25 protein-coding genes are annotated in these 22,993 nt (G+C 71.3%); 21 read left to right on the top strand and 4 right to left on the bottom strand.

What is annotated here, in order from left to right; translation table 11 throughout:
* Nucleotides 1-111: 111 nt before the first annotated feature.
* The 9 genes from ACPEH2_RS14860 (at nucleotide 112) to dapF (ending at nucleotide 7,976) form a co-directional block, all read left to right on the top strand.
* Nucleotides 112-432 (top strand): helix-turn-helix domain-containing protein, encoded by a 321-nt coding sequence (locus ACPEH2_RS14860; RefSeq protein WP_064003188.1) that lies wholly within the window; start codon nucleotides 112-114, stop codon nucleotides 430-432.
* A 7-nt stretch (nucleotides 433-439) separates the two neighbouring features.
* Nucleotides 440-661, top strand: a complete 222-nt coding sequence (locus ACPEH2_RS14855; RefSeq protein WP_064003189.1) for a DUF3046 domain-containing protein — start codon at nucleotides 440-442, stop codon at nucleotides 659-661.
* Nucleotides 662-887: 226 nt separating this feature from the next.
* On the top strand, nucleotides 888-1,946 hold the full coding sequence (gene recA / locus ACPEH2_RS14850) for a recombinase RecA (protein ID WP_064003190.1): 1,059 nt from the start codon (nucleotides 888-890) through the stop codon (nucleotides 1,944-1,946).
* Nucleotides 1,947-1,948: 2 nt separating this feature from the next.
* On the top strand, nucleotides 1,949-2,656 hold the full coding sequence (locus ACPEH2_RS14845; RefSeq protein ID WP_359920791.1) for a regulatory protein RecX: 708 nt from the start codon (nucleotides 1,949-1,951) through the stop codon (nucleotides 2,654-2,656).
* Nucleotides 2,657-2,739: 83 nt separating this feature from the next.
* Complete coding sequence (locus ACPEH2_RS14840; protein ID WP_359920794.1) at nucleotides 2,740-3,660, top strand: ABC transporter ATP-binding protein; 921 nt, start codon at nucleotides 2,740-2,742, stop codon at nucleotides 3,658-3,660.
* A complete protein-coding gene (locus ACPEH2_RS14835; protein WP_359920797.1) occupies nucleotides 3,657-4,535 on the top strand; it encodes an ABC transporter permease in 879 nt (292 codons plus the stop codon). Before ACPEH2_RS14840 ends, ACPEH2_RS14835 begins: the two co-directional genes overlap by 4 nt.
* A gap of 48 nt (nucleotides 4,536-4,583) precedes the next feature.
* A complete protein-coding gene (gene miaB, locus ACPEH2_RS14830; protein ID WP_359920800.1) occupies nucleotides 4,584-6,140 on the top strand; it encodes a tRNA (N6-isopentenyl adenosine(37)-C2)-methylthiotransferase MiaB in 1,557 nt (518 codons plus the stop codon).
* 4 nt (nucleotides 6,141-6,144) lie between these two features.
* Nucleotides 6,145-7,071, top strand: coding sequence for a tRNA (adenosine(37)-N6)-dimethylallyltransferase MiaA (gene miaA / locus ACPEH2_RS14825; protein ID WP_423719022.1), 927 nt, complete (start codon nucleotides 6,145-6,147; stop codon nucleotides 7,069-7,071).
* A gap of 38 nt (nucleotides 7,072-7,109) precedes the next feature.
* Nucleotides 7,110-7,976 carry a diaminopimelate epimerase gene (gene dapF, locus ACPEH2_RS14820; protein WP_359920806.1) on the top strand — a complete coding sequence of 289 codons (867 nt, stop codon included), beginning with the start codon at nucleotides 7,110-7,112 and terminating at the stop codon, nucleotides 7,974-7,976.
* Between the two features lie 14 nt (nucleotides 7,977-7,990).
* Here the strand turns inward: dapF and ACPEH2_RS14815 are convergent, their stop codons facing one another.
* The gene (locus ACPEH2_RS14815) at nucleotides 7,991-8,632 is read right to left on the bottom strand and encodes a class I SAM-dependent methyltransferase (RefSeq protein WP_217531371.1); all 642 of its coding nucleotides are present in this window, start codon (nucleotides 8,630-8,632) and stop codon (nucleotides 7,991-7,993) included.
* A gap of 78 nt (nucleotides 8,633-8,710) precedes the next feature.
* Here ACPEH2_RS14815 and hflX point away from each other — a divergent pair, with 78 nt between their 5' ends.
* Nucleotides 8,711-10,225 carry a GTPase HflX gene (gene hflX, locus ACPEH2_RS14810; protein WP_064003198.1) on the top strand — a complete coding sequence of 505 codons (1,515 nt, stop codon included), beginning with the start codon at nucleotides 8,711-8,713 and terminating at the stop codon, nucleotides 10,223-10,225.
* Nucleotides 10,226-10,237: 12 nt separating this feature from the next.
* Here hflX and ACPEH2_RS14805 read toward each other — a convergent pair whose 3' ends face one another.
* On the bottom strand, nucleotides 10,238-12,136 hold the full coding sequence (locus ACPEH2_RS14805) for a prolyl oligopeptidase family serine peptidase (protein ID WP_359920809.1): 1,899 nt from the start codon (nucleotides 12,134-12,136) through the stop codon (nucleotides 10,238-10,240).
* Between the two features lie 210 nt (nucleotides 12,137-12,346).
* On the opposite strand from ACPEH2_RS14805, the gene ACPEH2_RS14800 reads away from it, so the two are divergent.
* Together ACPEH2_RS14800 and metE are read left to right on the top strand one after the other, a co-directional pair.
* The gene (locus ACPEH2_RS14800; RefSeq protein ID WP_311289786.1) at nucleotides 12,347-13,303 is read left to right on the top strand and encodes a methylenetetrahydrofolate reductase; all 957 of its coding nucleotides are present in this window, start codon (nucleotides 12,347-12,349) and stop codon (nucleotides 13,301-13,303) included.
* Nucleotides 13,300-15,612 carry a 5-methyltetrahydropteroyltriglutamate--homocysteine S-methyltransferase gene (gene metE, locus ACPEH2_RS14795; protein WP_359920813.1) on the top strand — a complete coding sequence of 771 codons (2,313 nt, stop codon included), beginning with the start codon at nucleotides 13,300-13,302 and terminating at the stop codon, nucleotides 15,610-15,612. The genes ACPEH2_RS14800 and metE overlap by 4 nt, the downstream gene beginning before the upstream one ends.
* 56 nt (nucleotides 15,613-15,668) lie before the next feature.
* Here the strand turns inward: metE and lexA are convergent, their stop codons facing one another.
* Nucleotides 15,669-16,334 (bottom strand): transcriptional repressor LexA, encoded by a 666-nt coding sequence (gene lexA, locus ACPEH2_RS14790; protein WP_064003202.1) that lies wholly within the window; start codon nucleotides 16,332-16,334, stop codon nucleotides 15,669-15,671.
* A gap of 277 nt (nucleotides 16,335-16,611) precedes the next feature.
* Between lexA and ACPEH2_RS14785 the strand changes: the two genes are divergently transcribed.
* From ACPEH2_RS14785 to ACPEH2_RS14760, 6 genes are read left to right on the top strand one after another with little or no spacing between them, the layout of a single operon-like run.
* The gene (locus ACPEH2_RS14785) at nucleotides 16,612-17,007 is read left to right on the top strand and encodes a LysM peptidoglycan-binding domain-containing protein (RefSeq protein ID WP_217531367.1); all 396 of its coding nucleotides are present in this window, start codon (nucleotides 16,612-16,614) and stop codon (nucleotides 17,005-17,007) included.
* Nucleotides 17,008-17,034: 27 nt separating this feature from the next.
* Entirely contained in the window at nucleotides 17,035-18,108 is a 1,074-nt protein-coding gene (locus ACPEH2_RS14780) for a histidinol-phosphate transaminase (protein ID WP_359920815.1), read from the top strand.
* A gap of 53 nt (nucleotides 18,109-18,161) precedes the next feature.
* Nucleotides 18,162-18,773 (top strand): imidazoleglycerol-phosphate dehydratase HisB, encoded by a 612-nt coding sequence (gene hisB, locus ACPEH2_RS14775; protein WP_064003205.1) that lies wholly within the window; start codon nucleotides 18,162-18,164, stop codon nucleotides 18,771-18,773.
* Nucleotides 18,770-19,414 carry an imidazole glycerol phosphate synthase subunit HisH gene (hisH, locus tag ACPEH2_RS14770; RefSeq protein WP_217531365.1) on the top strand — a complete coding sequence of 215 codons (645 nt, stop codon included), beginning with the start codon at nucleotides 18,770-18,772 and terminating at the stop codon, nucleotides 19,412-19,414. Before hisB ends, hisH begins: the two co-directional genes overlap by 4 nt.
* Nucleotides 19,415-19,467: 53 nt before the next feature.
* Nucleotides 19,468-20,214 (top strand): bifunctional 1-(5-phosphoribosyl)-5-((5-phosphoribosylamino)methylideneamino)imidazole-4-carboxamide isomerase/phosphoribosylanthranilate isomerase PriA, encoded by a 747-nt coding sequence (gene priA, locus ACPEH2_RS14765; RefSeq protein WP_217531364.1) that lies wholly within the window; start codon nucleotides 19,468-19,470, stop codon nucleotides 20,212-20,214.
* A complete protein-coding gene (locus tag ACPEH2_RS14760; protein ID WP_359920821.1) occupies nucleotides 20,198-20,974 on the top strand; it encodes an SseB family protein in 777 nt (258 codons plus the stop codon). Before priA ends, ACPEH2_RS14760 begins: the two co-directional genes overlap by 17 nt.
* A 3-nt stretch (nucleotides 20,975-20,977) precedes the next feature.
* Here the strand turns inward: ACPEH2_RS14760 and ACPEH2_RS14755 are convergent, their stop codons facing one another.
* Nucleotides 20,978-21,376: a DUF1844 domain-containing protein gene (locus ACPEH2_RS14755; protein ID WP_064003209.1), complete on the bottom strand. Its 399-nt coding sequence runs from the start codon at nucleotides 21,374-21,376 to the stop codon at nucleotides 20,978-20,980.
* Nucleotides 21,377-21,586: 210 nt separating this feature from the next.
* On the opposite strand from ACPEH2_RS14755, the gene infC reads away from it, so the two are divergent.
* The 3 genes from infC to rplT are packed head-to-tail and all read left to right on the top strand — an operon-like array spanning nucleotide 21,587 to nucleotide 22,904.
* Nucleotides 21,587-22,249, top strand: coding sequence for a translation initiation factor IF-3 (gene infC / locus ACPEH2_RS14750; protein ID WP_082886179.1), 663 nt, complete (start codon nucleotides 21,587-21,589; stop codon nucleotides 22,247-22,249).
* Nucleotides 22,250-22,296: 47 nt separating this feature from the next.
* The gene (gene rpmI / locus ACPEH2_RS14745; RefSeq protein WP_064003210.1) at nucleotides 22,297-22,491 is read left to right on the top strand and encodes a 50S ribosomal protein L35; all 195 of its coding nucleotides are present in this window, start codon (nucleotides 22,297-22,299) and stop codon (nucleotides 22,489-22,491) included.
* A gap of 32 nt (nucleotides 22,492-22,523) precedes the next feature.
* On the top strand, nucleotides 22,524-22,904 hold the full coding sequence (gene rplT / locus ACPEH2_RS14740; protein WP_064003211.1) for a 50S ribosomal protein L20: 381 nt from the start codon (nucleotides 22,524-22,526) through the stop codon (nucleotides 22,902-22,904).
* The last annotated feature ends 89 nt before the right edge of the window (nucleotides 22,905-22,993 follow it).

Below are 22,993 nucleotides of genomic sequence, written 5' to 3'. Positions count from 1 at the left end.
GTGATTCCCATCCATTCCCCAGCGCTCGGGGTCTAGGGTGACATCGAACGTGTTGTACCGTGGTTCCCCCGCGAGGGATTCGGTGGATCGCAGCAGAGGGAGGGCCCACGCATGATCCTGGTTCGTCAAGAGATCGGTGACGTCCTCCGCGACTTCCGTCTGCAGAAGGGTCACACCCTCCGCCAGGTGTCCGGCAAGGCCAGTGTGGCCCTTGGCTACCTGAGCGAGGTCGAGCGCGGGCAGAAGGAGGCGTCGAGCGAGATCCTCGCCGCCGTCGCCGAGGCACTGGATGTGCCGATCTCCGCCATCATGCGCGAGGTGGGCGAGCGCATCTCCGTGCTCGAAGGCCTGCACTCGCTGAGCGACGTCGTCCCGGACGACCTCGCGTCGTTGGGAGAGGATGTCCCCGCTCCCGAGCTGTCGCTGCGCTGACCGCTCGATGCGTCACAGCGAGTTCGATCGCGCCGTCTCGGACGAGTTCGGTGCCGGGGGGTCCGCCCTCGTCTCGGATCTGGTGCTCTCCGCCGTGGGCAACAAGACGGCGCGCGAAGCGCTGGACGCCGGCGTCCCGCCGCGCGAGGTCTGGTACGCGCTCTGCGCGGAGACCGACGTCCCCGTCGCCCGCCGACACGGGGCAGGACGGCTCGATCCGCGCCGCTGACCGGCGTGTCGTATCGAAGATGCGTTCGATGCGAGCGTAGTCTCCTTCACAGCGGGTGTCGTAGAGACGTCATCCACGGAAGCAGGCGCCGGCAGATGAATGTCGGAGGGTCCTCCTAACGTGAACGACGTCAGATGACACCCCCGCCCTGTCGCAGAATCCGAACCGTCGGTGACGATCGCGACAGCCTACGGGCGACGGAACCGCGAGCACGAAGGAGCACGACATGCCATCACCTGCCGACCGCGAGAAGGCCCTCGAATCGGCCCTCGCCCAGATCGATCGCCAGTTCGGCAAAGGATCGATCATGCGACTGGGCAGCGACGAGCGCGCTCCCGTCGAGGTCATCCCGACCGGTTCCATCGCGCTCGACGTCGCGCTCGGCATCGGCGGCATCCCCCGCGGCCGTGTCGTGGAGATCTACGGTCCGGAGTCCTCGGGTAAGACGACGCTGACGCTGCACGCGATCGCGAACACGCAGCGCGCCGGTGGCATCGCCGCCTTCATCGATGCCGAGCACGCCCTCGACCCCGCCTACGCCGAGAAGCTGGGCGTCGACATCGACGCCCTGCTCGTCTCGCAGCCCGACACGGGTGAGCAGGCGCTCGAGATCGCCGACATGCTGATCCGCTCCGGCGCCATCGACCTCGTCGTCATCGACTCCGTCGCCGCGCTCGTCCCCGAGGCCGAGATCAAGGGTGAGATGGGTGACTCCCACGTGGGTCTCCAGGCGCGCCTCATGTCGCAGGCCCTCCGCAAGATCACGGGTGGTCTGAACCAGACGAAGACGACCGCGATCTTCATCAACCAGCTCCGCGAGAAGATCGGTGTGTTCTTCGGTTCGCCCGAGACCACCGCCGGCGGTAAGGCGCTCAAGTTCTACGCGTCCGTCCGCCTCGACATCCGTCGCATCGAAACGCTGAAGGACGGCTCAGAGGCCGTGGGCAACCGCACACGTGTGAAGGTCGTCAAGAACAAGATGGCGCCTCCCTTCAAGCAGGCGGAGTTCGACATCCTCTACGGTGTCGGGATCTCCCGCGAGGGCAGCCTCATCGACTTCGGCGTCGAGCACGGCATCGTCAAGAAGTCGGGTGCGTGGTACACGTACGAGGGCGAGCAGCTCGGTCAGGGCAAGGAGAACTCCCGCAACTTCCTGCTGAAGAACACCGATGTGGCAGCCGAGATCGAGACCAAGATCAAGCAGAAGCTCGGCATCGGTCAGCCCAAGCAGGCTGCAGCGGATGCCGCGACGCCCGACGAGCTGGCGGCTCGCCGCCCGGCCTGATCATGACGGACCGGAACGGGGGCGAGCGCGACTCGCTCGCCCCCGTCATCCCCCTCTTCGGACAGCGGGTCGAGCGCTTATCCGTATCCTCCGGCGATACCGAGGCCCAGCCGTGGCATGCGACCTGGATCGGCGAGCGATCGGAATCGGAGCGGGCCGCGCGTGCCGCCCATCCGGCGACGGGAACCCTTCCCGTGGTCGTCCCCGCCGAGGAGGATGAGGCCGCTGCGGCGGCGGAGCGGACGCTGCTGCGAAAACTCCGCACGCGGTCGCTGTCCGTCCGGGAGGCGCGATCGGCTCTCCGAGAGCACGACCTCGACGAGGCCGCATCCGAGGGCATCATCGACAGGTTCCTCTCGTTGGGGTACCTCGACGACGCCGCCCTGGCGGAGCAGCTGATCGACAAGGCGACCTCCCGCAAGGCGCAGGGTCGTCAGGCCATCGCGCAGACGCTCTCGCAGCGAGGAATCCCGCGAGAGGTCGTCGACGAGGCGCTCGCACAGCTTCCCGACGACGAGGCGGAGCGCGCGCTCGAGTTCGCCCGCACCAAGGCGCGCGGACTGATGGGTGTGGAGCGGGATGCCGCGCTGCGGCGGTTGGCAGGTCAGCTCACCCGACGGGGCTACGGCGCCGTCGCGCTGTCGGTGGCGCGTCAGGCGCTCGACGAGCTCAGCGCGCCCCCACGGAGCGGGGTTCGTTTCGAGCCGTGACTCCCGTGTCGACGGTGTCGTCGTGCGGCCTCGTCTGACAGACTCGGCCCCACGTGCGCATCGCACGACGGAGAGGGCGTGCAGTGGCGATCGAGGTCGAGGGACTCGTCAAGTCGTACCGGGCGGTGCGGGCGGTGGACGGGATCTCGCTGACCGTCCCCGACGGGCAGCTCTTCGCCTTCCTCGGCGCCAACGGCGCGGGCAAGTCGACGACGATCGGATGCCTCACGACGCTGCTCCGGGCCGATGCGGGTCGCGTGCGGGTGGCCGGCCGGGACGTGGCGGCCGACGGTGAGGCGGTGCGGTCCGAGATCGGCGTCGTCTTCCAGCGCTCGCTCCTCGACGACGGCCTCACAGTGCGGGAGAACCTCGCCCTGCGGGCGACGCTGTCGGGCGTGTCCCGCAGGCGCTTCGTTGTGCGTCTGTCCGAACTGTCCGAGGTGATCGAGCTCGAGGACGTCCTCGAGCGCCCGTACGGACGGCTGTCCGGCGGTCAGCGCCGCCGCGCGGACATCGCGCGCGCCCTCCTTCACGAGCCGGCGATCCTCTTCCTCGACGAACCGACGGCGGGCCTCGACCCCGCCAGCCGCGTCGCTGTCTGGGCCGCGATCGGCAGACTCCGCCGCGAGCGGGGACTCACCGTCTTCCTCACGACCCACTACATGGAGGAGACCGAGGAAGCGGATCAGGTCAGCATCATCGACGCGGGCCGCATCGTGGCCGAGGGGACGCCGACCGAGTTGCGCGCCCGGTTCAGCCGCAGCATCCTCACTGTGACGACCGACGACCCCGCGGCCGTGCTCGCCCATCCCGACGTCGATCCCGCGACGGTCGAACGCGACGGCGAGGTGCTGGTCGTCCCCGTGGCGGGCGCGGACCAGGCGCGCCGCATCCTCGCCGTCCTGGGCGACGGCGTGCGCGACTTCGAGTTCCGGCACGGGCGCATGGACGACGTGTTCCTCGCGCTCACGGGCCGACGGGACGAAACGGAGGAGGCGGCGTGAGGATCGTCGCGGCCATCGTGCGCCGCAACCTCACCCTCTTCTTCCGCGACCGCCTCAACGTCTTCTTCTCGCTGCTGAGCGGTCTCATCCTCTTCCTCCTGTACACGCTCTTCCTCGCGCGGCTGCAGGTCGACGGGCTCGAGCAGTCCCTGCCTCGCGCGAGCCGCGGCGAGATCGAGGCGTTCGTCGACAGTTGGATGCTGTCGGGCATCGTCCTGCTCACGACGGTCACCTCGGGCATCGGCGCCGTCTCGGTGTTCGTGGACGATCGGGCGACGGGGCGGTTCGGCGATTTCCTGGTCGCCCCGATCCGGCGAACGCACCTCGTGCTCGGCTACCTCCTCTCCTCGGTCACCGTCGCCGTGCTCATGTCGGGGATCATCTTCGTCCTCACCGTCCTGCACCTCGGTCTCGTCCGCGGCGCGTGGCTGCCGCCGGAGCAGATCGCCGCCGCCCTCGGGGCGATGCTCCTGTGCTGCGCGGCGTTCACGACTCTCGGGTGCTTCGGAGCGTCGTTCCTCACGACGACCGGGGCCTACTCCGCGTTCTCCACCGTCGTGGGCACCGTGCTGGGGTTCGTCGCGGGCTCGTACATCCCGGTCGGCTCGCTGCCCGAGACCGTGGCCGACGTCATCAACGCGCTGCCGTTCGCGCAGGGGGCGATGCTGCTGCGGCGCCCCTTCACGGAGGGCACGCTCCAGGCGGTGACGGGTGGCGACACGAAAGCCGTCGCCGACCTCTCGGAGTTCTACGGCATCGACATCGCCGTCGGGGCCGCGACGGTGCCCGCGTGGGCGGCCGTCACGATCCTGCTGGCTGTGGCGGTCGTCTTCAGCGCGATCTCGGCGGGCCGCATCCGTTCGCTCCTGCGCTGAGCGGCGTCGCCTCCGGTACCGCGACGCGGCTCGTAGAATGGCCTGATCATGACCAGCCCTTCCGCTGCCCCCACCCTCATCGCCCCGTCCGCCGCCGCGCTCGCCGCCGACGGCCGGCCGCGCACCTACGAGGTGCGGACGTTCGGGTGCCAGATGAACGTCCACGACTCCGAGCGGCTCTCAGGATCGCTCGAGTCGGCCGGGTACGTGCGCGCCGATGCGGGGACCGAGGCCGACGTCGTCGTGATCAACACGTGCGCGGTGCGCGACAACGCGGCGGGCAAGCTGTACGGCACGCTCGGTCACCTCAAAAGCCGCAAGGACACGCACGACGGCATGCAGATCGCCGTCGGCGGGTGCCTGGCCCAGATGGACAAGGATGCCGTCCAGCAGAAGGCGCCCTGGGTCGACGTGGTCTTCGGCACCCACAACATGGGGTCGCTTCCGAGCCTCCTCGAGCGTGCCCGCCACAACGGCGAGGCGGAGCTCGAGATCCTGGAGTCCCTCGAGGTGTTCCCCTCGACCCTCCCCACCAAGCGCGACTCCGCGCACAGCGGCTGGGTCTCCATCTCGGTCGGCTGCAACAACACGTGCACGTTCTGCATCGTCCCGAGCCTGCGCGGCAAGGAGAAGGACCGTCGCCCCGGCGACATCCTGAACGAGATCCGGCTGCTCGTCGAGGACGGCGCGATCGAGGTCACCCTGCTCGGTCAGAACGTCAACAGCTACGGCGTCGAGTTCGGCGACCGGCAGGCCTTCAGCAAGCTCCTCCGCGCCGCCGGCGAGATCACAGGTCTCGAGCGGGTGCGCTTCACGAGCCCGCACCCGGCCGCCTTCACCGACGACGTGATCGACGCGATGGCCGAGACCCCCGCGGTCATGCCGCAGCTGCACATGCCCCTGCAGTCGGGATCGGACCGCATCCTCAAGGCGATGCGTCGTTCGTACCGCAGCGAGCGGTTCCTCGGCATCCTCGACCGTGTGCGCGAGAAGATGCCGCACGCCGCGATCTCGACGGACATCATCGTCGGGTTCCCCGGCGAGACCGACGAGGACTTCGAGGACACGATGCGTGTCGTCCAGCAGGCGCGGTTCGCCGGCGCGTTCACCTTCCAGTACTCGATCCGCGAGGGCACGCCCGCGGCGACCATGCCCGACCAGGTGCCGAAGGAGGTCGTGCAGGAGCGGTACAACCGCCTCGTCGCCCTCCAGGAGCGGATCTCCCTCGAGGAGAACCAGGCCCAGCTCGGTCGCACGGTCGAGGTGCTCGTGTCCACGGGGGAGGGGAAGAAGGACGCCGCGACCCGCCGCCTGACCGGTCGCGCCGAGGACAACCGCCTCGTGCACTTCGAGGTTCCCGACGGATCGCCGACGCCGCGCCCCGGCGACGTCGTCACGAAGGTGATCACCCACGCCGCTCCGTTCCACCTGCTCGCCGACAGCCCCGACGGCGCGCCGCTGCGCATCCGCCGCACGCGGGCCGGCGACGCGTGGGACCGCGCGCAGGCGGACTCCTGCGGCATGCCCGCCCCGGCGGGGGAGGCGGGGCCCCGCGCGGTCTCGCTCGGTCTGCCGGCGCTGCGCACCGCGACGCCCGGGCTCTGACCCCGTGGGCGCGGCGCGCCTGTGGGCGATCGTCGGCGCGACCGGCACCGGCAAGACCGCGCTGTCGCTGGAGATCGCCGAGGAGCTGATCCGTCGCGGCCGGCCGGCAGAGATCGTGAACGCCGACGCCATGCAGCTCTACCGCGGCATGGACATCGGGACGGCCAAACTGCCCGAGGCGGAGCGTCGCGGCATCCCGCATCACCTCTTCGACGAGTTCGACGTGACCGAGGACGTCGCCGTCGCGGTCTACCAGGAGCGCGCGCGGGCGGCGATCCACGGGATCTTCGACCGCGGCGGCGACGCGATCCTCGTCGGCGGGTCTGGCCTCTACGTCTCGAGTGTCGTCTTCGACTTCCGGTTCCCGCCGCGCGATCCCGCCCTGCGTACCCGTCTCGAGGCGGACCTCGACGCGCACGGCGCGGAGGCGCTCCTCGCCCGCATCCGGGAGGTGGACCCGGATGCCGCCGGCCGTCTCGATCCGCGCAACGGCAGGCGCCTCGTCCGTGCCCTCGAGGTGCTCCTGCAGGGCGCCGACACGCACGGTGCCGCGCTTCCGGACGCGCCCGTGCTGTGGCATCCCGACACGACGATCGTGGGCGTGCATCTCGATCGCGGGGAGCTGGTGCAGCGACTCGACGAGCGGGTGCGCGGGATGTGGCGGGACGGTCTGATCGCCGAGGTCGAGACGTTGCGTGCGGAGGGACTCGAGTCCGGCCCGACCGCGCCCCGGGCGATCGGTTACGCGCAGGCTCTCGCACAACTCGCGGGCCGGATGACCGAGGACGAGGCGATCGCCGAGACCCAGGCGCTCACACGGCGGTACGCCCGCCGTCAGGTGTCGTGGTTCCGTCGGTACCCCGGGATCCGGTGGGTGGATGCCGGGACCCCCGGCGCCCGCCTGGTGGCGGCGGCACCGCACTCGCCGTGACCGGCGTCCGCGCCGCTGCCCGCGCCTAGACTGGTCGGGTGTCGACGATCGCATTCACGAAGGGCCACGGGACGGGCAACGACTTCGTCGTGGTCGCCGATCCCGACGGCGACCTGCACCTGACCGGTGAGCAGATCGCCGCCCTCACCGATCGTCGCTTCGGCATCGGCGGTGACGGGCTGTTGCGCGTCGTGCGCTCCTCGGCCATCGACGCCGGCGCGCAGACCCCCGACGCCGAGTGGTTCATGGACTACCGCAACGCCGACGGATCCGTCGCCGAGATGTGCGGCAACGGGGTCCGCGTCTTCGTGAAGTACCTGCTCAGCGCCGGGCTCGCGACGCTCGCGCCGGGCGAGACCCTCCGGATCGGCACCCGCGCCGGCACCAAGACCGTCACCCTCGCCGACAACGGCTTCGAGGTCGACCTGGGCCTGTGGCGACCGACGGCGGACGAGGTCCTCGTCCGCGCCCGCGGGCTCAAGGTCGCCCGACCCGGTCTCGGCATCGACGTCGGCAACCCGCACGTCGTCGTCGCGCTCTCGAGCGAGGACGAGCTCGCCGGGCTCGACCTGTCCGTGCAGCCGCTCCTCGACCCGGAGCCCGCCGCCGGCGCCAACGTCGAGTTCGTCGTCCCCGAGGAGCCCCTCGTCACCGACGGCGTCGGCGCCATCCGCATGCGCGTGTTCGAGCGGGGCGTGGGCGAGACCCTCTCGTGCGGGACGGGGGTCGCGGCATCCGCGCTCGCCGTCCGTCACTGGGCCGGCACCGGTGCGCCGGACCGTTGGAACGTCGACGTGCCGGGCGGTCGCCTGGGCGTCCGGGTGCTCCGGACGGATGCGGGGGAGCGGGTGCTTCTCTCGGGACCGGCATCCCTCGTCTTCTCCGGCGAGATCACCCTCGCCTGAGCCGGACGGCGACGTCAGGGGAGCGGGATCGTGCCCGTCGCGGGCGTGCCGTGGCGGCGCACCTTCAACACGCGGAAGCCGCGTCCGGTCGCCGCGCGGCTGACCGAGTAGCCGCGGTCCAGCGAGGCGGCGAGCCAGCGCTGCAGCGAATCGGAGCCGAGGTTGCGCTGGACGACGAGCCACGCGTCGCTGCGTTCGGCGAGCCGGGGGATCCAGGTCTCGAGCATCCCGTGCAGGACGTCCTTACCCACCCGGATCGGAGGGTTCGAACGGATCGTGCGGAAGGCGACGCCCTCCGGAACATCTTCGGGCTGTACGGCGTTGACGTTGTCGAGGCCGAGTTCCTCCGCGTTGCGGCGGACGAGGTCGAGAGCCCGCTCGTTGACGTCCACGGCCCAGACCGTGGCGCGCGGGGCGTCGAGGGCGAGGGACAGTGCGATCGGACCCCAGCCGCATCCGAGGTCGAGCAGATGACCGCCGGCCGGTGGTGGGGGAGTGTTCGCCAGGAGCACGGCCGTCCCGCCGTCGATGTGGTCGGGACTGAACACCCCGCCCGCCGTCGTCACCTCGACATCGCGACCGGCCAGGGACACACGGATGCGGCGGAGGTTCTCAGAGCTGGACGGGGACGCGCTGAAGTAATGGTCGCTCCCCATGCGACGAGCGTAGCGGAGGCGGTCCCGGGCGCGGGAAGCTAGAGTTCACGGATGGCCGCGAGGCCGCGAAAGGATCACATGACAGACACCACCACCCCTGCCACGACGGACGAACCGGTGGACCCGGTCGACCGCGTGCTCGCGCGCGCCGAAGCGCGTTCGGGGGTGCGCGTGTTCGGCGCCGCACAGGCGTTGCAGGACGAGAGCACCGTCGCTTACGGCGACACCGACGGCGAGCAATGGGACCGCGAGGAGCGCGCCGCGCTGCGCCGCGTCCCCGGCCTGTCGACCGAACTCGAGGACGTCACCGAGGTCGAGTACCGGCAGCTGCGCCTCGAGAACGTCGTCCTCGTGGGCGTCTACCCGCAGGGATCGACGGAGGATGCCGAGAACTCGCTGCGCGAGCTCGCGGCGCTCGCCGAGACCGCCGGTGCCGTCGTCCTCGACGGCGTGCTGCAGCGGCGTCCGCACCCCGACCCGGCGACCTACATCGGCCGCGGGAAGGCCGCGGAACTGCGCGACCTCGTCGTCGCCGTCGGCGCCGACACCGTCATCGCCGACACCGAGCTCGCCCCCAGCCAGCGGCGTGCGCTCGAGGACGTCGTCAAGGTCAAGGTCATCGACCGCACGACCGTCATCCTCGACATCTTCAGCCAGCACGCCAAGAGCCGCGAGGGCAAGGCCCAGGTCGAGCTCGCCCAGCTCGAGTACCTCCTCCCGCGCCTGCGCGGATGGGGTGACTCGATGAGCCGTCAGGCGGGTGGTCAGGTCGGTGCCGGCGGTGCCGGTATGGGCTCGCGCGGTCCCGGTGAGACGAAGATCGAGCTCGACCGTCGCCGCATCCGCACCCGCATGGCGATGCTGCGCCGGCAGATCCGCGACTTCGCGCCCGCCCGCGACGCCAAGCGCGCCGAGCGCAAGCGCAACACGATCCCCTCGGTCGCGATCGCGGGGTACACGAACGCCGGCAAGTCGAGCCTGCTGAACAAGCTCACGAGCGCGGGTGTCCTCGTCGAGAACGCCCTGTTCGCGACCCTGGATGCCACGGTGCGCCGGGCCCAGGCCGCCGACGGACGCGTCTACACGCTCACCGACACCGTCGGGTTCGTCCGCAATCTGCCGCACCAGCTGGTCGAGGCGTTCCGCTCGACGCTCGAGGAGGTCGGCGATGCCGACGTCATCGTGCACGTCGTCGACGGGTCGCACCCCGATCCGGCGGCGCAGCTGGCGACCGTGCGCGACGTGATGGGCGATGTGGGCGCTCGCTCGACGAACGAGATCGTCGTCTTCAACAAGGCAGACCTCATCGACCCCGACACGCGGCTCGTGCTGCGCGGGCTCGAGCCGAAGGCCCACTTCGTCTCGTCCCGGACGGGCGAAGGCGTCGCCGAGCTGCGCGCGACGATCGAGGACGCCCTGCCGTTGCCGGCCGTCGAGGTCCGGGCGCTCGTGCCGTACGACCGCGGCGACCTCGTCAACGCGGTCCACGAGTCCGGTCACATCCTGTCGACGCGCCACGAGGAGGGCGGCACCGCCGTCCACGCGCACGTGTCGGAGCGACTCGCCGCGGAGCTCGCGCCCTTCACCCGCTGAGCGCGCCCGCGGTCAGCTGAGCGTGATCGCGGGGACGCCGGGCGTCTCGAAACCGAACACCTCGCCCAGGAAGGCGAGTTCGGACTCGAGCGCGTGGATGACGTTCTCCGCCCGTCGGAAGCCGTGCCCCTCGCCGTCGTACAGGACGTAGGCGTGGGGCACGCCCTTGTCCGCCAGCGCGTCCCGGATCGCTTCGGCCTGCGACGGCGGCACCACCGCGTCGTCGGCGCCCTGCAGCAGGAGCACCGGCACGCGGAAGCCCTCCGTGTGGCCGAGGGGTGAGCGTTCGAGGTAGAGCGCCTCGGCCTCGGGCAGGGGCCCGATGAGCCCGTCGAGGTAGCGCGCCTCGAAGTCGTGGGTGTCGGTCGCCAGTAGCCGCGCATCCCCCACCCCGTAGCGGGAGATGCCCGCGCTGAACACGTCCGTCCCGACGAGGGCGGCGAGGACGGTCCACCCGCCGGCAGAACCACCGGCGATCGCGATGCGGGCGGCATCCGCTCGTCCCTCCGCCGCGAGACCGGATGCCGCGGCCGCCACGTCGTCGCGGTCGACGACGCCCCACTGCCCCCGCAATCGTTCGCGGTAGGCGCGTCCGTACCCGGTCGAGCCGCCGTAGTTGACCTCGAGGACGCCGATGCCGCGGCTCGTGAAGAAGGTGATTCGGCTGTCGGCGACGCCGCCGACGTGCGCCGTCGGGCCGCCGTGCACGAGGACGAGGTACGGCGGCAGTTCGCCCTCGGGGGCGGCGAAGTCCGGGCTCGTCGGCGGGTGGTCGTAGGCGTGGACGCCGCCGTGCGGTCCGGGGACGGTCAGCGGGCGTACCGGCGGGATCCACTCCGCGCCCAGATCCGAGGGTGTGCCGCGGACGAGGCGCGCGCGTCCGTCCGGGGCGATCTCCCAGATGCCGGTGATCCCAGGGCCCGTCCCCGAGACGAGCGCGCGCGAGCCCGCCACGTCCTCGACGACGACGCGGGATCGTGCCGGCACGTCCGTCGCGGCGACGACGCCGTCCGCCCCGATCCGCACGACCTCGTCGGCACCGTTCGTGCGGACGGCGACGAATCCGCCGTCGGCGAGCGGGGCGTACCATCGTACGCCGAGCACCCACAGGCCGCCGCCGGTGTCCGCGTCCGCGGGTGCGACCGGCACGGATCCCTCGGGCGATGCCGCGTCCTCGCGGCGGAGGTTCCACCGCCCCGTCGGGTCGTCGACGAAGACGAGGCGGCACGCGGCATCCCACTCCGGCTGCAGCGCGGCGGTCGCGCCCGACGTCACCGTCCGCCAGGTCGACACGAGGCCGTCGTCGAGCTCCGCGACGCGGACCTGCGTGCGGTCCCACGGCATGTCCGGGTGGTCCCACGCGACCCAGGCGAGCCGCCGGCCGTCGGGCGACAGGGCGGGCTGAGCGAGGAAGTCGCTCCCGGTGACGAGCTCACGCACCTCGCCGCCCGCGAGCGGGATCGCGACGATCGACCGGCGGGGGACGGGGGAATCGTCGTGGACCTCGCGGACGGCCAGGAGGGTGCCCGCCTGCCAGCGCAGGCCGCCGTGGCGGGCGCGGTCGTCGACCGGGGTGAGGGCCTCGGGCTCGCCGCCGGGGCGCAGCATCCAGACGCGCTGGTCGGTCTTCTCGACGAAGAACAGACGGCCGTCGTCGGAGGTCGTCCACGACCCACCGCCGTACTCGTGCACGCGGGACCGGGCGCTCCAGGGCGCGGGCAGCACGTCGATCGCGGTGCCGTCGTCGGCCGCGCGGCGCACCGTCGTCCGGCCGCCCTCGTCGGGCAGGGACTCGCCCCACCAGATCTCGTCGCCGACGTACCGTGCGCCGTCGAACCGCGCGGCCGCGGCGGAGGCGTCGGCGGCGGACAGCGGCGAGATCCAGGAACCGTAGGGGGCGATCGTCGTCATGGCTCCACGGTACGCGGCGGCCGGATCGAAACCGGGCGTCACATGCCCGTCACGGCGCCGACCCGCGTGGCAGCATGAGGGCATCAACAGTGGCCCGGAACCCCGGGCCCGGAGCGACAGCCGAGCCCGGCACCCGCCCGCGATGTCCCCGCACCCGTGTGTGCGGTCCGCGGCCGCCAGGCCTTTCCGTCCCGTCTCCGGAGCACCGCCATGTCGATCATCCAGCCCCCGTCGGTCACGACGGTGCCGGTCTCGTTCGAGGTCTACCCGCCGCGCAGCGACGCGTCCTACGCCGCCCTCTACGAGACGATCGACCGGCTCGCCGCCGTCGACCCCGCCTTCATCTCCGTCACCTACGGCGCCGGCGGCTCCGGCGGCGGTCGCTCCCTCGAGGTGCTCACGCACATCCTGCGCGAGACGCGCGTCGAGCCGTTGGCGCACCTGACCTGCATCGGCAGCTCGTACGCCGAGGCGACGGCCCTCATCCGCGAGTTCCTCGACGCCGGCATACGCTCCTTCCTGGCGCTGCGGGGGGATCCGCCGGCGGGAGCCGGAGAGGATGCGGCGGCGCTCGGCGACCTCGAGAGCGCGGCCCAGCTGGTGCAGCTCATCGACCGCGTGCAGGCCGAGACGTCCCCGTACACCGAGGAGCCCATCCCCGGCGTCCCCGGCGCCGCCCGCGTCGAGCGGCGGCCGAGCGTCGACATCGCCGTCGCCGCCTTCCCCAACGGCCACCCGCGCTCGCGGTACCCCGCCGAGCACATCGACGCCCTCCTCGCGAAGCAGGCCGCGGGGGCGACCCTCGCGATCACCCAGTTGTTCTTCCACGCCGACGACTACCTCGCGTTCGTCGCCCGCGCCCGCAGTGCCGGGGTCGAGATCCCGATCCTGCCGGGCATCATGCCGATCACCTCGCCCTCCCGACTGCGCCGCGTCATCGAGCTGACGGGCGAGCAGGTCCCCGGCACCCTCGCCGTCGACCTCGACGTCGAGCCCACCGCCGACGGTCGCCGCGAGATCGGTGTCCGATACGCCGCCGATCTCTGCCGGGCCGTCCTCGCGGGCGGTGCCCCCGGCATCCATCTCTACGCCTTCAACAATCACGACACCGTCCTCGCCACCCTGCGCGAGGCGGGCATCATCCCCGCGACAGAGGAGACCTCATGACCGCCTTCCCCGCCGGAACGATCCTCGGCTACCCCCGCATCGGCCGTCGCCGCGAACTCAAGCGCGCCGTCGAGGCCCACTGGAGCGGCGCGCTCGACGAGGCGGGACTCGAGTCCGTCGCCGCCGACCTGCGCCGGACCACCCGCGCCCGCCTCGCCGAGCTCGGGCTGGGTCGCGGTGACTCGTCGATCCCCGAGACGTTCTCCTTCTACGACCAGGTCCTCGACGTCGCCGCGGCCGTCGGCGCCCTTCCCGAGCGGTTCGCGCACCTGCGTGCGGAGGACGGGTCGGTGCCGCTGTCGGCCCTGTTCGCCGCCGCCCGCGGCGTGGGCGAGGCCGCGCCGCTGGAGATGACGAAGTGGTTCGACACGAACTACCACTACCTCGTGCCCGAGATCGGCCCCGAGACGCGGTTCGCCCTCTCGAGCGATCGGTTCGCGCGGCAGGTGGCGGAGGCCGTCGCGGACGGATACGTCACCCGTCCGGTGCTCGTCGGCCCGGTCACCTTCCTCGCCCTCGCGAAAGGGACGGATGCCGCGGCCCCCGGCACGCGCCCGCTGGACCGGCTCGACGACCTGCTGCCCGTGTACGTCGAGCTGCTTGCCGCTCTCCGCGACGCAGGGGCGCAATGGGTGCAGATCGACGAGCCGGCCCTCGTGAGCCAGTCGCTCGGGTACTCGGACGACGAGCTCGCGACCGCCGCCGCCCGCTCACTCGACGTCCTCACCGCCTCCGGCGACCGTCCCGAGATCCTGGTCGCCGCCGGATACGGCGCGCTCTCCGAGCCCGCCTGGCGCGCGATCGCCGCCTCCGCCGCCGAGGGCCTCGCGATCGACCTCACCCGCGGCGGCGTGCCGTCGCCCGTCGCGGGACTCGACGACAAGGTGATCGTCGCGGGCGTCGTCGACGGCCGGAACGTCTGGCGGGGCGACCTCGCCGGCGCGGCGGACGTGCTCGACGCGGTCGGCGGCCTCGGCGCCGCGGCCGTCGCGGTCGGCACCTCGACGTCGCTGCAGCACGTGCCGCACGACCTCGCCGACGAGCCCGACCTCGATCCCCGCCTCGTGTCCTGGCTCGCCTTCGCCGATCAGAAGGTCTCCCAGGTGACGACCCTGGCACGCGGGCTCGCCGATGGTCGCGACGCGATCGCCGGGGAGTTGGATGCCGCGACGGCCGCCCTCGCCGACCGCCGCTCGGCGCCCGGGGTCCGCGACGGCGCCGTCCGCGCCCGTGCCGGCGGGCTCACCCCGGCAGACCGATCCCGCACCCCGTTCGAGGTGCGTTCCGCCGCACAGGACGCGGTGCTGGGTCTGCCGGCGCTCCCGACGACCACGATCGGATCCTTCCCGCAGACCGCCGAGATCCGCCGGGCGCGCGCCCGCGCGACGCGCGGCGAGATCGACGAGGCGACCTACGAAGGGTTCCTCCGCGACGAGATCGCGCGCGTCATCGCTCTGCAGGAGGACATCGGGCTCGACGTCCTCGTGCACGGCGAGCCCGAGCGCAACGACATGGTGCAGTACTTCGCCGAGAACCTCGACGGGTTCGCCGTCACCCGCAACGGGTGGGTGCAGTCCTACGGCTCCCGCGCGACGCGCCCGTCGATCCTGTGGGGGGACGTCTCGCGCCCCGCACCCATCACGGTGCCGTGGGCGGCCTACGCGCAGTCGCTGTCCGCCGCGCCCGTCAAGGGCATGCTGACCGGACCCGTCACGATCCTCGCCTGGTCCTTCGTCCGCGACGACCAGCCGCTCGGCGAGACGGCCGACCAGGTCGCCCTCGCGCTCCGCGACGAGATCGCCGACCTCGAGCGGGCGGGCATCGCGATCGTGCAGGTCGACGAGCCGGCGCTCCGGGAGCTCCTGCCGCTGCGGACCGCCGATCAGCCGGCGTACCTCGACTGGTCGGTCGGGTCCTTCCGGCTCGCCACCGCGGGCGCCGCCGACGAGACCCAGATCCACACGCACCTCTGCTACTCCGAGTTCGGGGTCGTGATCGACGCGATCGCGGCGCTCGATGCCGACGTCACGTCGATCGAGGCCGCTCGCAGTCGGGGCGAGGTCATCTCGGAGGTGGCGGCATCCGGATTCGCCCTCGGCATCGGACCGGGCGTCTACGACATCCACTCGCCGCGCGTGCCGTCCGTCGACGAGGTGTCGTCGCTGCTCGAGCGCGCCGTCGCGGAGCTCGACGTCCGTCGCCTGTGGGTGAACCCGGACTGCGGTCTGAAGACGCGCGGGTACGACGAGACGGTCGCCTCCCTCCGCCACATCGTCGCGGCGGCTCGCGCGGTCCGCGCCGGGGTCTGACGCCGCAACGAAGAGAGGGGATGCCGCCCGGCATCCCCTCTCTTCGTTGCGCGCCGTCACACGGCGCGCAGGACCGCGACGACCTTGCCCAGGACGACTGCGTCGTCGCCGAGGATCGGCTCGAAGGCCGAGTTGCGGGGGAGCAGCCACGTGTGACCGTCGCGCTGGCGGAAGGTCTTCACCGTCGCCTCGCCGTCGAGCATGGCGGCGACGATCTCGCCGTTGTCGGCGGTGGCCTGCGAGCGGACGACGACCCAGTCGCCGTCGCAGATCGCGGCGTCGATCATCGAGTCGCCCGAGACCTTCAGCATGAACAGTTCGCCCTTGCCGACGAGCTGACGGGGGAGGGGGAAGATCTCCTCGACCTGCTGGTCGGCGGTGATGGGGACGCCGGCGGCGATGCGGCCGACCAGCGGCACCATCGCCGCGTCGCCGACGCTCGGGGCGACGTCCGCCGGGTTCTCGCCCGCCGAGCCCGGCAGGTCGATGAGGACCTCCATGGCGCGCGTCTTGCCGGGGTCGCGACGGAGGTAGCCGCTCAGCTCGAGCTGGTTGAGCTGATGGGTGACGCTCGAGAGCGACTTGAGGCCGACGGCGTCGCCGATCTCGCGCATGCTCGGCGGGTATCCGTGACGGGCGATGGAGCGCTGGATCACCTCGAGGATGGCGAGCTGCTTGTCGCTCAGGCTCTTGCGCCGACGCGTCTGCGGCTTGTCGCTCATGTCGTTCCTTTCGTCACCCCGGGGTCCCTCCGGGGGCACTCGCCTTCGAATGTCGGAAGTTGGTGATGGGCTCTGGTCATCGAAACCGTATCCGGTGTCGATCGGATCGTCCCGTAGCCGACCGCGTGTCGTCTTCGATCGATCTGCGGACAACCGCACCCTTGACAGTCTACGAACTTCGAAGATAGATTCGGAAGAGAACTTCGCACCCGTCCGTCCCGGCCGACGGGCGGGGGCGAAGATCTCATCTGACCGGGGTCACCCCGAGGAGGACACCATGAACTCGATCACCGCGACCACCAGCACCGCGATCACCATCACCACCGCGACTGCGCCTGTCGTGCGCACGCGCCTTCGGATGACCACGCGAGGTCGCCGTGTCCTCGCCACGCTCGCCGCACTGCCCGTGGTCGTCGCTCTGGGCGTCGGCATCCTCTCCAGCGGGGGTGCTCTCGCGAGCGGCGACGCGGGGGCGTCCGCGGGGTCTTTCGACACCGTGACCGTGATGCCCGGCGAATCGCTGTGGAGCATCGCGCAGGACATCGCGCCCGACAGCGACCCGCGCGACGTCATCGACGCGATCGTCCGCCTCAACGCGCTGTCGTCCTCCGCGGTGGACGCCGGTCAGTCGATCGCGATCCCGGCCACCTACTCGGCGCAGGCGGGCGAGTAAGGCCGCGCCACGTCCTACGATGGCGGGGTGAGTGCCAGTCTCGACGACCTCCCCCTCCGCGACGACCTGCGCGGCAAGATCCCCTACGGCGCCCCGCAGGCGTCGCTGCCCGTGACGCTCAACGTCAACGAGAACACCCACCCGGTTCCCGAAGAGGTCGCGGACGACATCCTCGACGGCATCGCGCAGGCGCTGCGCGACATCAACCGCTACCCCGACCGTGAGTTCACGGCTCTGCGCGAGGGGTTCGCGGATTACCTGGGCCACGGTCTCGAACCGGATCAGATCTGGGCGGCCAACGGGTCGAACGAGGTCCTCCAGCACATCCTGCAGGCGTTCGGTGGGCCGGGGCGCTCGGCCTTCGGGTTCGCGCCGACGTACTCCATGTACCCGCTGCTCACGGGCGCCACGGGCGCCACCTACGTGAGCGGTACGCGCGGCGACGACTTCACCCTGTCCGCAGCGGATGCCGCCGAGCAGATAGAACGCGCGCAGCCGGACGTGGTCTTCCTCTGCACACCGAACAACCCCACCGGCACGCCGCTGTCGCTCGAGGTCATCGAGGCCGTCTACGAGGCCTCCCGGGGCATCGTGATCGTCGACGAGGCGTACCGGGAGTTCGCCCCGCGCGACGAGCCGTCCGCGCTCACGCTGCTTCACGACCGCGAGCGTCTCGTCGTGTCGCGCACGATGAGCAAGGCCTTCGCCTTCGCCGGGGCGCGCGTGGGCTACCTCGCCGCCGATCCCGCGCTCATCGACGCGCTCCGCCTGGTGCGCCTGCCGTATCACCTCAGCGCACTCACCCAGGCCGCGGCCACGGCCGCCCTCCGCCACGCCCCGACGATGCTCCGCATGGTCGATGACATCGTCGCGCAGCGCGACCGCATCTCGGCGACCCTGTCGGCGCTCGGGTACTCGCCGTACGAGAGCTGGTCCAATTTCGTCCTCTTCGGGGGCGTGGACGACCCGGCGGCGACCTGGCAGGGTCTCTACGACCGCGGCGTCCTCATCCGCGACGTCGGCCTGCCGCACACCCTCCGCGTCACGGCGGGCAGCGAAGAGGAGTCGACGGCGTTCCTCGAGGCGCTCGCCTCCCTCTGAGCCGACTCCGTCACGGGCGCGGTCGGCCCATCATGCCTCGGTAGACTCGGGGCATGAGCACCCCTGCGCCCCGCACCGCCTCCGTCCGGCGGGCGACCAGCGAGTCGACCATCGAGCTCGAGCTCGACCTCGACGGCACCGGTCGGAGCACGATCGACACGACCGTGCCGTTCTTCGACCACCTGCTCACGGCGTTCGCGAAGCACTCGCTCACAGACCTGACGGTCCGCGCGACGGGCGACACCCACATCGACGCGCACCACACCGTCGAGGACACGGCCATCGTGCTCGGCCAGGCGATCCGTCAGGCACTCGGCGACAAGTCCGGCATCTCGCGGTACGGCGATGCGCTCGTGCCGCTCGACGAGGCGCTGGCGCAGGCGGTCGTCGACATCAGCGGCCGGCCCTACCTCGTCCACTCCGGTGAGCCGGCGGGCTACGAGTTCCACCTGATCGGCGGCCACTTCACCGGCTCGCTCGTGCGCCACACCTTCGAGGCGATCGCCTTCCACGCCGGCCTGACCATGCACGTGACCCTCGTCGCCGGCCGCGATCCGCACCACATCGCCGAGGCGGAGTACAAGGCCTTCGCCCGCGCGTTCCGCCAGGCGAAGGCGCTCGATCCCCTCGTCGCCGGCATCCCGAGCACCAAGGGCGCCCTGTGACGGATGCACCGCTCGTCGCGGTCCTCGACTACGGCTCCGGCAACGTCCACTCGGCCGTCAAGGCGCTCAGCGAAGCGGGCGCCGATGCGCGGCTGACGAAGGATCGCGGCCTGATCGCCGACGCCGCCGGACTCCTCGTCCCGGGCGTCGGGGCCTTCTCCGCCGTCATGTCGGCCTTGCGCGCGAGCCGCGGCGACGAGCTCATCGGTCGCCGTCTCGCCGGGGGGATGCCGGTCCTCGGCATCTGCGTCGGGATGCAGGTGATGTTCGAGCTGGGCGTCGAACGCGGTGTCGACACCGAGGGGCTGGGGGAGTGGCCGGGCGCGGTCACCGAGCTGCAGGCACCGGTGCTGCCCCACATGGGCTGGAACACCGTCCGCGCCGGCGAGGGGTCGACGCTCTTCGCCGGACTCGAGGACGAACGCTTCTACTTCGTGCACTCCTACGGCGCACAGGACTGGACCCTCGACGTCATCAAGCCGTTCCGCGAGCCGGTGCTCACCTGGTGCGATTACGGGGCGCCGTTCCTCGCCGCCGTCGAGAACGGCCCGCTGTCGGCGACGCAGTTTCACCCCGAGAAGTCGGGCGCGGCCGGCATCCGTCTGCTGTCGAACTGGATCGGGTCGCTTCCCGCGTCCTAGTAACGTGTCCCTCTGTGCGCGCGCCCGGTGCGCACATCGTCCCACCCGGAGCCATGAACGAATTCGCATCCACGCCCGAACTGATCCTGCTGCCCGCTGTGGACGTCGCCGACGGCAAGGCCGTCCGACTGACGCAGGGTGAGGCCGGCACCGAGACGAGCTATGGCGACCCCGTCGACGCAGCCCAGGAGTGGGCGCGCCAGGGGGCCGAGTGGATCCACCTCGTCGACCTCGACGCCGCGTTCGGTCGCGGGTCGAACGCGACCCTGCTGCGCAAGGTCATCAAGTCGCTCCGCGGGGTGAAGGTCGAGCTCTCGGGCGGCATCCGCGACGACGAATCGCTCGACGCGGCGCTCGACTCCGGTGCCACGCGCATCAACCTCGGCACCGCGGCGCTCGAGAACCCGGAGTGGGCGGCCGACGTCATCCTGCGCTACGGCGAGGCGATCGCCGTCGGCCTCGACGTCCGGGGCACCACGCTCGCGGCGCGCGGATGGACCCGCGACGGCGGTGACCTGTGGCAGGTGCTGGACCGCCTCGAGGATGCCGGGTGCAGCCGCTACGTCCTCACCGACGTGACGAAGGACGGCACGCTGCAGGGCCCGAACATCGAGCTGCTGCGCGAGGTCGCCGTCCGCACCGACAAGCCCGTCGTCGCCTCCGGTGGCATCTCGAGCCTCGACGACATCGCGGCGCTGCGCGAACTCGTCCCCCTCGGCGTCGAGGGCGCCATCGTCGGCAAGGCCCTGTACGCCGGCGCGTTCACGCTGGCCGAGGCGCTGGATGTCGCCGGACACTGACCCGCACGCGCACTCGGCGGATTCCGCCGGCGTGCCCTGGGAGGGGCGGAGCTTCCAGCCCAACCCCCACAGCGGCGACGACGGCTGCGCCGACCCCGCGCTGCTGGCCGCGCTCACCGCGTTCCACGCGGGGGAGGGGGATGCCGCGGCGGTCGTCGACGCGTATCGCACGGCACGCCTGCTGATCCCCCTCGTCGCCGAGAAGGGCGATGAGGGTGTCGGCCCGACGGGCCTCACCGTCGACAAGACGCAGGAGCTCTCGATCGTCACCGTCGCCGCGCCCGACGGCCGCCGCGTCCTGCCGGTGTTCTCGTCCGTGCAGGCGATGTCTCGGTGGGATGCCGCGGCCCGTCCGGTCCCCGCCGACGGCGTCCGCACGGCGCTGTCGGCCGCCGCGGACGACACCGACCTCATCGTGATCGACCCCGGCAGTGAGACCGAGTTCGTCCTGCGTCGTCCGGCGGTCTGGGCGATCGGTCAGGGGCAGAGCTGGGAGCCGCCGCACACCTCGCCCGAGGTGTTCGCCGGCCTGCAGGAGTCGATCGGCACCGAGCTCGGCGTGCTCGACCTGTCCGTTGCGACGGGCGACCCGCACTCGCGGCTGCGCGGTCCGGAGCTGATCGTCAGTCTCCACCTCGTGGACGGCCTGGATCAGGCGGCGCTCGACGCGATCCTGCAGCGTCTGGCTTCGCGATGGGCCGCGGATGACCGCGTCGCGGTCCTGGTGGACTCGCTGACGGTCAAACTCGTGCGCGCCTGATCGTCAGGTGACGGGGCCGGTCCACTTCTCGCCGGGCCCCTTGCCGATCGGGTCGGGGATGCTGGATGCCTCGCGGAAGGCGAGCTGCAGTGTGCGCAGCCCGTCGCGGAGGGATCGGGCGTGCATGTCGCTCACCTCGGGGGCGGCGGCGGTGATGAGGCCGGCGAGGGCGTTGATGAGCTTGCGCGCCTCGTCGAGGTCCTTCTGGGTGTCGGGGTCGTCGGCGAGGCCGAGCTTCACGGCCGCGGCGCTCATGAGGTGCACCGAGGTGGTCGTGATCACCTCGACGGCGGGGACGTCCGCGATGTCCCGCGTGGCGGACTGCGCGACGCGCTCCTGCTCGTCCCAGCGCGAGAGGCGCTCGGGGTCGTGGTCGCTGTGGTCGGCCGGAATAGTGCTCACGTGCTGCTCTCTGCTAGACTTCTGCGGGCACCGGAGTGTTCTGCTCCGTGTCGAAAGAGGATCACATCCCACCCGCGCTTGCCGCTCCAGGCTACCGGGTCCCGCACTCCGCCTCGTTCCGCGAGGTTGTCCAGGGTGCAGAACACAGAACGCCGATGCGTGCATCGTGCGGGGTGGACGTGACGATCTTCCGCCCGGCGACACATTTCCGTGTCACCGGAGGCCGTCCACCGCACGAAAGAGGAGTTCCGCATCAGCGATCCCCGCACCAATGACCGCATCCGCGTCCCCGAGGTCCGCCTCGTCGGACCCGCGGGTGAGCAGGTCGGCGTCGTCCGCATCGAGGTGGCCATGCGCCTGGCCCAGGAGGCCGACCTCGATCTCGTCGAGGTAGCCCCGAACTCGAAGCCCCCCGTGGTCAAGATCATGGATTACGGCAAGTTCAAGTACGAGGCTGCGCAGAAGGCCAAGGAAGCGCGGCGCAATCAGGCGAACACCGTCCTCAAGGAGGTCCGGTTCCGTCTGAAGATCGAGGCGCACGACTACATCACCAAGCTCAAGCGCGCGGAGGGCTTCCTCCAGGCCGGCGACAAGGTGAAGGCGATGATCCTGTTCCGCGGTCGCGAGCAGTCGCGTCCCGAGCAGGGTGTGCGTCTGCTCCGCAAGTTCGCGGAGGACGTCGCCGAGTTCGGCACCGTGGAGTCCAACCCCACGATCGACGGCCGCAACATGGTGATGGTGGTGGCTCCCCACAAGAACAAGTCCGAGGTCAAGACCGAGCAGAACGCGGCCCGCGCCGCGACGAAGCAGGCCGCCCGCGAGGCGCGCACCGGTCAGGCCGACGAGACCCCCGCCTCCGCTCCGGCGGAGTAAGCGGCCCCAGACCCCCGCCCGGCGGGAACCACAACGAAGGAAGAGATATGCCCAAGCAGAAGACCCACTCGGGCGCCAAGAAGCGCTTCAAGGTCACCGGCAGCGGAAAGATCAAGAAGCAGCAGGCGAACCTCCGTCACAACTTCGAGGGCAAGCCCACGAAGCGCACCCGCCGCCTGTCCGCCGACAAGATCCTGGCTCCCGGCGACGCCAAGGTCGCCAAGAAGCTCCTCGGCCTCTGAGCGCCGACGCAACACCCTAGGAAGTAGAAGAAATGGCTAGAGTCAAGCGGGCTGTCAACGCCCACAAGAAGCGTCGCGTCATCCTCGAGCGCGCCTCCGGTTACCGCGGACAGCGTTCGCGTCTGTACCGCAAGGCGAAGGAGCAGGTCACCCACTCGCTCGTCTACGCGTACCGCGACCGTCGCAAGCGCAAGGGCGACTTCCGTCGCCTCTGGATCCAGCGCATCAACGCCGCTGCCCGCCAGAACGGCATCACGTACAACCGCTTCATCCAGGGCCTCGGCCTCGCGGGTGTCCAGGTCGACCGCCGCATGCTCGCCGAGCTCGCGGTCAACGAGCCGGCCGTCTTCGCGTCGCTCGTCGCCACGGCGAAGGCTGCGCTGCCGGCCGACGTCAACGCCCCCAAGGCCTGATCGCCTCAGCATCCGTGAAAAGGCGTCCTCTTCGGAGGGCGCCTTTTCGCGTACCCGGATGCCGGTGCTCGCCGCGCGCCGCCCTACAC

The sequence above is a fragment of the Microbacterium sp. NPDC064942 genome, from assembly GCF_049545525.1.
GTDB lineage: Bacteria > Actinomycetota > Actinomycetes > Actinomycetales > Microbacteriaceae > Microbacterium > Microbacterium gawkjiense.
Note: the sequence above shows the minus strand (reverse complement) of the source record. Positions and strands in the feature narration are given on the sequence as shown.